This is a genomic window from Psychrilyobacter sp., from assembly GCF_037132775.1.
Taxonomy (GTDB): domain Bacteria; phylum Fusobacteriota; class Fusobacteriia; order Fusobacteriales; family Fusobacteriaceae; genus Psychrilyobacter.
Genome location: NZ_JBAHZY010000099.1, coordinates 1 through 9,009 on the forward strand (window position 1 = coordinate 1; position 9,009 = coordinate 9,009).

At 27.4% G+C, this 9,009-nt stretch carries 9 protein-coding genes; all 9 read right to left on the reverse strand.

The window, feature by feature from the left end:
• Positions 1 to 348 precede the first annotated feature (348 nt).
• Complete coding sequence (locus tag V5784_RS06485; RefSeq protein ID WP_336888220.1) at positions 349 to 3,321, reverse strand: ankyrin repeat domain-containing protein; 2,973 nt, start codon at positions 3,319 to 3,321, stop codon at positions 349 to 351.
• 7 nt (positions 3,322 to 3,328) lie between these two features.
• Entirely contained in the window at positions 3,329 to 4,072 is a 744-nt protein-coding gene (locus tag V5784_RS06490) for an ankyrin repeat domain-containing protein (RefSeq protein ID WP_336888221.1), read from the reverse strand.
• Positions 4,073 to 4,683: 611 nt separating this feature from the next.
• A complete protein-coding gene (locus V5784_RS06495; RefSeq protein WP_336888222.1) occupies positions 4,684 to 6,129 on the reverse strand; it encodes an RNA-binding domain-containing protein in 1,446 nt (481 codons plus the stop codon).
• 506 nt (positions 6,130 to 6,635) lie between these two features.
• Positions 6,636 to 7,085, reverse strand: a complete 450-nt coding sequence (locus tag V5784_RS06500) for a rubredoxin (RefSeq protein WP_336888223.1) — start codon at positions 7,083 to 7,085, stop codon at positions 6,636 to 6,638.
• Positions 7,054 to 7,206, reverse strand: a complete 153-nt coding sequence (locus V5784_RS06505; RefSeq protein WP_336888224.1) for a hypothetical protein — start codon at positions 7,204 to 7,206, stop codon at positions 7,054 to 7,056. The genes V5784_RS06500 and V5784_RS06505 overlap by 32 nt, the downstream gene beginning before the upstream one ends.
• 112 nt (positions 7,207 to 7,318) lie before the next feature.
• Positions 7,319 to 7,774, reverse strand: a complete 456-nt coding sequence (locus V5784_RS06510; RefSeq protein WP_336888225.1) for an NUDIX domain-containing protein — start codon at positions 7,772 to 7,774, stop codon at positions 7,319 to 7,321.
• A complete protein-coding gene (locus tag V5784_RS06515) occupies positions 7,758 to 7,982 on the reverse strand; it encodes a hypothetical protein (RefSeq protein WP_336888226.1) in 225 nt (74 codons plus the stop codon). Before V5784_RS06515 ends, V5784_RS06510 begins: the two co-directional genes overlap by 17 nt.
• A gap of 417 nt (positions 7,983 to 8,399) precedes the next feature.
• Positions 8,400 to 8,702 (reverse strand): hypothetical protein, encoded by a 303-nt coding sequence (locus V5784_RS06520; protein WP_336888227.1) that lies wholly within the window; start codon positions 8,700 to 8,702, stop codon positions 8,400 to 8,402.
• 11 nt (positions 8,703 to 8,713) lie between these two features.
• Positions 8,714 to 9,009, reverse strand: a 296-nt coding sequence (locus V5784_RS06525; RefSeq protein ID WP_336888228.1) for a lysozyme, incomplete at its 5' end; no start/stop codon positions are given.

The following is a 9,009-nucleotide window of genomic DNA, read 5'->3' on the forward strand; positions in this document are numbered from 1 at the left end:
TTCTCTAATTAGCTCTTTTCGTGCTAATTCATCAGGGGATAAATCTTTTCTTTTTTTTCTCATAAAAAAACCTCCAAATTAATGTAATTGTAGTTTACACTAATTTGGAGGTTTACACAAAATATGAGACAGACCCTCAAAAAAAGCAGGATGAAGCTCCTCCTGCTTTTTATTTGCTATTAAATAATTACTTTTCGTACTAATCCATCTGGCGATACAAATCTCGCCCCGTGGCTTGTGCTAGTGGTTCTAATTTCTATCTATTCATACAACTATACAAATCTAGAAAATCTTAAATTTTATAGGGCTTAAACCCGTTTTTTTCTTATCTAAATTTAGCTTCTAATTCTATTTCTTCATTACTTCAGGCAAAATTTCAAGAATAAATGATTTATACTCTCCATCTATATTTTCTGAATTTAATTTAAAGTATATCATATAAGCATTATAAGCATTTTTATAGTCAGAGTGAGACTTATAGAATTCTCCTAATAAAAGATATTCTTTTTCTTTTTCATATACTTTTATTTGATACTTTTTTTCATTCTCTTTATTTTTTAACTTCTTAGCACAATCCAAGCATTTATTCCACATTTCTAACCTTTCAAAACTTAAACATGCCTCTTTATACTTTTCTTCATTAAAGGCTAAAAACGCCTCAACCCTCTTAATATTTTTAGAGTTAATGTTTTTCATCTTTCGATAATTCTTCAGAGCTTCAGAGTACAATTCTTTTTCTTCAAACTCCTTTGCATATTTCAACAATTTATCATCTGAAATATTTTCTATTTTTTCTAAACTATTTAGCCAGTAACCGTCTCTACATTTATATATCTTATTCTCAAAACAATCAAAAAATTTATTTTCAGCATCATCTAAAAATATAAGATTTTTCTTCGCTCTAGTTGTAGCGACATAAAACAAATTAAAAAAATGTCTATAATGATTAGAAAGTTTTTCAGCATTATTATTTTCTATTTTTTTTAATATTTCACTAACATCATCTTTAAAATCATCAACTAGTCCTATACAAATAATATTTTCCCTTTCCAACCCTTTCATCTCATAAATAGTAAGAACAGTATTATCATAGCTTCTTTCTATTTTATTTTTCATATTTTCATTAGGCACAATAACTGTGATATCTTTATTTTCAAGCTGAGCTAATTGTTCTATATTTATAGGTGCTATGATAGGTATATTCCCCTCACCAATAATTGCTTTTTCTCTATAATTAATTTTTTTATTTAAAGGAAGTACTTGATCTCTTATCTCTGCTACCTTTTTAGCTAATTCCACTATTTGTTTACTACTTCTTTGATTTTCAGATATCTCATTATTTTCTATATCATTGAAATCATAGTTTTCATGATATAGTGTTTTTAATCTAGAAAAATCAAAATATGATAAGTTTATAGCTTGGTTATTATCCCCTGCTAAAAATACATTCTTTTTATTAGAAATCGATTTTAACATCCCAAGTATCTGTAATTCTGTAAGATCCTGGACTTCATCACAAACTAGAAAATCATACTTAAAGACTTTTGTGTTCATTTTAAGATATTTTAAAGCTAGATCGTTCTCATCATAAATTTTATTTTTCTTCAGATACTCACAATAATCAAGTGCTAGAGAATAAACTAATTCTCTATCTTCATCATTTTTTAGTAGAGAATATTTATTTTTAAGCTCTAAGTAATAATCTTTTGATATCATATTCTCTTCTAGGTCTCTTCTTCCAGAATACCCTATAAAACCTCTTATTATTCCCTTTATCTCACTAAATACTTCTAATAAACTTAGATTTTTTAACTTTGAATTATACAATTGTTTACTATTAAACCATTTTGTAAACTCTTCATAGGAAAAACACTTATATTCCTCAAGGGAAAGTTCCTCTTTAAAAAATTGATTTACATCCTTAAAAATTATTTGTTTCAACTTATATCCTGAATAAGTTTCATATAGACTTTTAGAATATTTTAATAATTTTTCATTATGAGTAATAAATAATATTTTACTATTTTGATTATCTCTTAATATTTTTTCTATTTTTTTTAGTAGCATAGTAGTTTTACCGCTTCCTGCTGATCCGTAAAGGCAGATAGGTAGTTCTTGGTTCAATATCTTTTTTTGCTCTTCTGTTAATTTGTATAATTCTCTATTATCTTCATAAGCCTGTTCAAACTCCTCTAAAGAATTATATTCATAAATTGGATTTTGTATAAGTTGACTAGTTGCTATCTTCTGTATCTTACCTATATCAGCTAACAGCTCCGTAGTCTCAATACTCTCTACTTTTTGACCTTTTATCACTGCTCTGTCGTGATCATCCACACACAAAAATATTATTCCTTCCTCTTTGAAAGTAAATATTACTCTATCCCCACTATTTATTCGGAGTTCAAAAATCTCATTTTTAGCTTTAAGTTTTTTTATTCTATCTCCATTACAGAGCTCTCTATAATTTTTTGTATTCAGAATTTCTTGACCTTTTTCGATTAAAAATTTTTCAAATTTTTCTTTATCTAATCTTTTAGAAAAATAGGATCTAAAAAATCTTTTTACAATAAAGACCTTTTTATTTTCAATAACTTCTCTTACAACTTCTTCATGAATCATCCTTGGACTAGTGACTTTTTTATCTACACCATAATCTATTTCTATTTTTTTCTGTGCATACTCCTTAAGGACCCCTTTTTTATCAAGATTATTTTTATCATAACCTTCTGTGTCATACCTATTTTTTGTTTCCTTATGATAACCTAAATTATGAAATCCATTTTTATCATATCCGAATTCATCATAACCAAATTTATCATATTTTGTTTTAGTCAGTTTGTTTATTCCTTTTTTATTAAATAATTTTTTATTGTAACCATCATATATATTTTTTTCATCTCTATTATTGTTAATCTTTTCTAGGTTAAAAAATCCATCTTTATCAAAATTATTATTTTCATAACTAGCATCATCAGACTTAGTCTTTATCTTCTTATGCAATTTATTAGCATTAAATAAATTTAGAACCTCTATATAGTTTTTTTTAGTAGCTAACATTAAAGAGGAATAACCCTTTGCTTTAATATTATAATTAGCTCCACTTGCTAATAGAAGTTCTACGATATCTTTATATCCACCTTGAGTAGCCCTCATTAAAGGAGTGACTCCGTCTTCTTTTTTTATGTTAGAGTCAACCCCGCTTTTTAATAGAAGTTCTACAATATCTTTATGACCCTTTCCTGATGCTATCAATAAAGGAGTTATCCCATCTTTTGTTTTGCTGTTAAGACTAGCGCCTTTTTCTAATAATAATTCCACAATGTTTTTATGACCATCTTGTGATGGCTATCATTAAAGAAGTCCTTCCATCTTTTGTTTTACGATTAATACTAGCTCCTTTTTCTAATAATAATTCTACAACGTTTTTATGACCATCTTGTGAAGCCCCCATTAAAGAAGTCATTCCATTGTTTATTTTACTATTAATATTAGCTCCTTTTTCTAATAATAATTCCACAATGTTTTTATGACCTTGTTTTGAAGCCATTATTAAAGGCTTACTCCCATTGTTTGCTTCACCGTTAATATCAGCTCCTTTTTTTAATAATAATTTTACAATATCTCTATTACCTTTCTGAGCAGCAAGCAGTAAAGGGGTAGCGCCATCATTTCTTTTGATATCAGGATTGACCCCTTTTCCCAATAATAGTTCTACTATATCTTTATGATTCTCTTGTGATGCTATAATTAAAGAAGTAGTTTTATCATTTTTTTTGATATTAGGGTCAGCTCCTTTTTCTAATAATAATTCTACAATATCTCTATAACCTTTCTGAGTGGCTAACAATAAAGAAGAAGCACCATCATTTCTTTTAATATTGGGATTAGCTCCTCTTGTCAATAATAGTTCTACGATATCTTTATGTCCATTTTCTGATGCAATAATTAAAGGGCTACCACCACCATTCTTCCTTCCATCGTTTGCTTTACTGTTAACAGTAGCTCCTTTTTTTAACAATAATTCTACAGTATCTTTACAACCATCTAAACAGGCTTTCATTAATTCCATATCGCTTAACTCCTTTTAGTTTTTTATAAAAAACTATCACATTAAAAATTATAATTCAAAAACACTAAAATTTCAATTATATTTTAATTAAACATGATTTTAATCAAAACGATCCGTTCGTTTTTTTAGTTACTTTTATTAATTTTATAATTGCTTTTGGCATAGTTTATATATAAATAATCGCAGACAAAATAATAAAAAATACCAAATAAAAGGACGCTAAATTTATAGCGCCCTTCTAAGGTTGATTTTTACTCTTTAAAATGAAAGTTACAAAAGAATTAAAAAGTAATATTAAATCTTTTATGCTAGCAATTTACTTTTGCTATCAAATCAAAGAACCCTAGTAATATTTTGTAAATTATAAGGGTTAAAATACTATAGTAAAGACTGTTTTTGACCTCTAAGTTAAAAAATCATTTGTATTCCTATGTTCAATAAATTATTAATTTTTAAGTAGGTTGTTTTCTATGTTATTTCCATTAATAAGCTAGACTCGAAGTCATTGCACAACCTTGCACAATCTTTTAGATCCTATTTTTATTGATCTTAAATTGATTTTTTTTTGATTTTTTATCTATGACTACACAATCTTGCACAAAGTATAAAATCTAATATCCAGCCCAAAATGGTATATAATTTTTTTGTGGACCTTTCTTTATTAATCCTTTTTCTACTGCATTTGTTATCAATCTTGAGATTTTAGAATATTTATCTTTTGGAATCTTAAACCTTCCTCTTAAACTTGTATTGTCCATATATTTTCCTTGATCATGTTTATAACAACAATGAAAATAGGTAATGTTTAACTTATCCTCCTCATTCATGGAATCAAAGTCTTTGTGTGAATATAATACTGTTTTTACAATGTCATTCCTTAATAAAAATTTAGGAGGAATCCCGTTTTCGTTTTCTGAAATATCTATAACCCTTATTATTCCACTTCCCAATTCTTCACAGAAACCAAATTTTCTCATATTATATGCTAACATTTCATTTCTAGATCTATGGTAGCCATAAAATTGCCACACAGGAATAAGAGGTTCTCCTGGATTGCTTACCTCTATTCGGTCTTCAAAGAACTCTATTAAAACTTCTGTTCCTGTTTTAGTAAGATCTTGATGAATAATTGCATTTGCTATTAGTTCTCTAAGTATAATTGGAGAAATTTCAAATTTAACTTTTCTTAAATCTTTTGTTATTACTTCTTCCCTTGGTATAAGATCATTTACAAATTTAATAAGACCTTCAAATCCTGCTGCATAACCTTTCTTGCCAACCTGCTGCCTTTCTATGTGAACTTTATTTTTACCTTTGTATCTCACAACTCTGATGGCTTTTCTAACCAATTTTGGAAATAAATCTAAATCTTTTGCAAACAGTAACGCACCTAAGTTTGTAATATTGTAGAGAGTTTTATCAGAACTTTCAACAAGATACCTTTCCTTGATGAATGCTTGAATCATAGATACTTTTAATTCTGGCTCAGACTTTTTCACTAATCTGTAATATGATTTAAAATCTAGTAATTCAAAAAGATCTTCTAGAATGACATTTTTCATAGTTATTTTTTCTTCAAATTTAAATTTTGACAATTTTTCCCAAATTAGTCTTTCTTTTTCTGGGAATTCTTTTAATTTTTTGTTATTACTACCTATTCTTATATATTTTTCTTTTTTAAATTGAACGGGAGTATGATCTATAGATTTTATTTTTATTATAAATATTGTTTTCTCTTCCAGAATAAAGTTAAAGAAATCAAACTCTATACTAGGGCTTAATTGAGTTGAAAGCCATAATTTTAATTCTTGATTCCCAACTTTTTCAGAATAGAGGTTTACTTTCGTCCCTAATATCTCCCAAGTATCATCTTTTATTCCAAAGATCATATAAGCATATTCTTTATCTTCTAGTATTGAGCTATTTGATAAAGCTGAAATAGTTTCCCCTATCTGTTCATGACTATATTTATTCTCTTTGATTTCAATCCATCCATTCTCATTTTTTTCTTTTAGGACAGATAATACTTCTAATATTTCTTTTTTTTCTATTTTCATAAAATACTTCCTTTTTTTAAAAGTTTGTTTTTTTAATTATATCATATTTTTTGGAAGAAATATTAGATTAAGAATGAAAAGCTCTAAACCCCTTTGAGAATTCAAAGGAAGAAAGAGAAGAAAAAATAAATGGAAAATTAGTAAACCAACAAATAATTTCTGTACATTTATTTACTACTATTTTAATTTTTGTTTGTACTTTTATCTTTTTTATTGGGGTTTAGACTGTCCGAGGTAGTTAAAACACTTTAAATCTATTCAATCCCAATGACCCCAGTAAGTGCTATGTAATTTAATTCCCCTTATATTTACTTTAGTTACTTCCAGTAATTTTTATTTTTTTATCTATGAATATACTAACAAACATAAATATCAATAGATTTAAAAAAAGATGACTCCTGTAAAATACCGGAATCACCTTTTGAATGCTTAAATATTGTCCTACTTTTTTTATATGTCCTTGACAAAGAGTATAGTTTATATTGAAACTCCATTTATAATTCTCTCTAATTTTTTTTCTGATATCCGCACTTTGGACAAAGACCATTTTCATTTAGAAAAATCCCACAAAGAGGACAACGGTCAAGGTTATTTTTCGTTTCAAATTCTGCAGATCCTACATTAACCCCACTAGTAAATGTAAGCTTAGTAATATTTAATTTATCTTTTAATAGTTCGTAAATAATCTTTATCATTCCTTCGATTGTTGATGTTTCCTTTGTAACAACTAAACGACTATCAGGGTATGCAGTTGCGAGTTCTGTCTTAAATGCTTGACCCTTCATTGTATTTTGAGGAGCCCCATTTTTAATTCCTGTTTCCTCATATACATTAAGTATTGCAGGAAGAAGTGGATCATCTTCTCTTAAAATAAGAGAATGATCAAAGTTTTTAAGAACTTCCCAAGCAATTTTTTTGATTTCGTTACATGGAAAAAACCATATTAACCCCATCATTAATAGTGTCTTCAACTTCTATAGTTAAAAGCCCTGAGTGTCCATGTAAATATTGTGCTTCCCCTTTAAACTTATAAAATCTGTGTGCATACTGTAAATCAAGTGTGGTAATACTTCTCATTAATAATTCCTCCTTTATATTTAAATTACTATATTCTTATATATACATATAAAATATTAATATCCTTTAAATAGATTAATATTTTTTATATGTCTTTGACAAAGGGTACAGTTTATTTCGAGAGTTTTTTTGATAAAAAATTTACTAATTCTATTTGGATCATTCCATGAGTCACTTTTTTAACAGGAGGAAGTTTAGTAAACTTTTTTACTTCTGATATTTCATAGCCTAATTTTTTTTCACGATTAATTATATGAGCTTCAAACAATCCACCATAATTTATTTCATTACCTTTTTTTACAGAATAATCGGCAATATGCTTTGTTTCAAAATCTATAGCTCCTGTCTCTTCGAATAATTCTCTTTTAGCTGTTTCTAATATTGTTTCACCTATTTCATGATGACCTCCTGGAATTTCCCAGGTTTCTCTTTCTCGATGTCTAACTAAAACCAACTCATTGTTTTCATAAGTGATAATAACTGCATATTTTCTATATCTTTCTTCAATCTTATGTAATTTTATATCCAAATCTAAATCAATTCCTAAAATTTCAATTTTTTTCTTCATTACAAATTTTACAAGGAGTATAATCTTCTTTTATCGCGGCCTCAAAAGATATTGATTTTAAATTTTTAGCATACGGGCATTTTTTTTGATGATATTTCTTAGTCTTCTGGTTTATAAATACATAGTTTATTATTCCCTTTTTTTTATCTTTTAGAATTAATAAAACCAAAATAATTGAAACCACTATTGCTAATATTATTTTTAACATTTCCCCCCTCCAAATTTTATTTAAGCACTTCCGCTTATTCCTCTTCCAAGCTTATTATTATGCTTTTTACAATAAGAACAGATTTTATTATAAGGTATCCTTTTGGAATCAATTTCAGATTCAAATGTCTTTTTACACTTCAAACATATAACCGGTTTTTTTACCATGGATATTCACCCCTTTCATAAAAAAACTATATTTTAATAACAAGTATACCATAATTGCAATAACATCCAAAGAAAATAGTGCATATGAAATTATTTTTAAAAATAAAGAAAACCTTTCTAAAAAAAGAAAGGTTTTCTTTATTCAATTATTCTTTATATCCCAAAAATAATTTCCTTATAGACCTAGCCCTCCTAAAAATCTTAAACTTAAATAACTTAGTCTTATGATTCCATGGATCTATTTTAAATTCTAATCCGTTCCCTTTGATTTGGAATCCTCCAAACCCAGCGACACCTTATATTTATCCAATTCGTTATCTATCTGATCATTGGAAGTTAAATTAATATTCCCATTATGCTTAGAGTTCTTTAGTCCTTCAGCAAAATCGATAAGCACCTTATAAGCTACATCCCGGGCTTTTGTTCCTCCTACACCTTCAATTGCATCTCCTACCTTATCTCCTGTTTTCTTGAGTAGTGGTGATGGTAAAATGAATAATATAATCCCCAACAATATCTGTAATACTAATGGATTTGTAAATAGTTCTTTCATATAATCCCTCCTTATAAATTAATAAATAAATTTCCCTCTGATTTTCTTCTGGCAACTAACCCATTTAATACTTTTCCACCAGATTTATTCCACCTTTTAAACTCATTAGAAGCTCCTGTATAGTCTTCCTTGTTTAATTTCCTAAGCAGTGTACAATTAGATTCTATAAAGATACTAGAGCCTAAATTATAAACAAATGAAGTTAGAGCATTAAACATATTTTGATTAATTTTAACTTTTACTTTTTTATTAACTGTTCCTTCTGCCCAGGATAAATCATTTTTTAATAATGATTCTGCCTCTTCTT

Coding starts and splice junctions, on each gene's coding strand:
- V5784_RS06500 (WP_336888223.1), bottom strand. CDS start 7,085: ATGATGGGGTTAATATGGTTTTTTCCATGTAACGAAATCAAAAAAATT.
- V5784_RS06505 (WP_336888224.1), bottom strand. CDS start 7,206: ATGAGAAGTATTACCACACTTGATTTACAGTATGCACACAGATTTTAT.
- V5784_RS06515 (WP_336888226.1), bottom strand. CDS start 7,982: ATGTTAAAAATAATATTAGCAATAGTGGTTTCAATTATTTTGGTTTTA.
- V5784_RS06495 (WP_336888222.1), bottom strand. CDS start 6,129: ATGAAAATAGAAAAAAAAGAAATATTAGAAGTATTATCTGTCCTAAAA.
- V5784_RS06520 (WP_336888227.1), bottom strand. CDS start 8,702: ATGAAAGAACTATTTACAAATCCATTAGTATTACAGATATTGTTGGGG.
- V5784_RS06490 (WP_336888221.1), bottom strand. CDS start 4,072: ATGGAATTAATGAAAGCCTGTTTAGATGGTTGTAAAGATACTGTAGAA.
- V5784_RS06510 (WP_336888225.1), bottom strand. CDS start 7,774: ATGAAGAAAAAAATTGAAATTTTAGGAATTGATTTAGATTTGGATATA.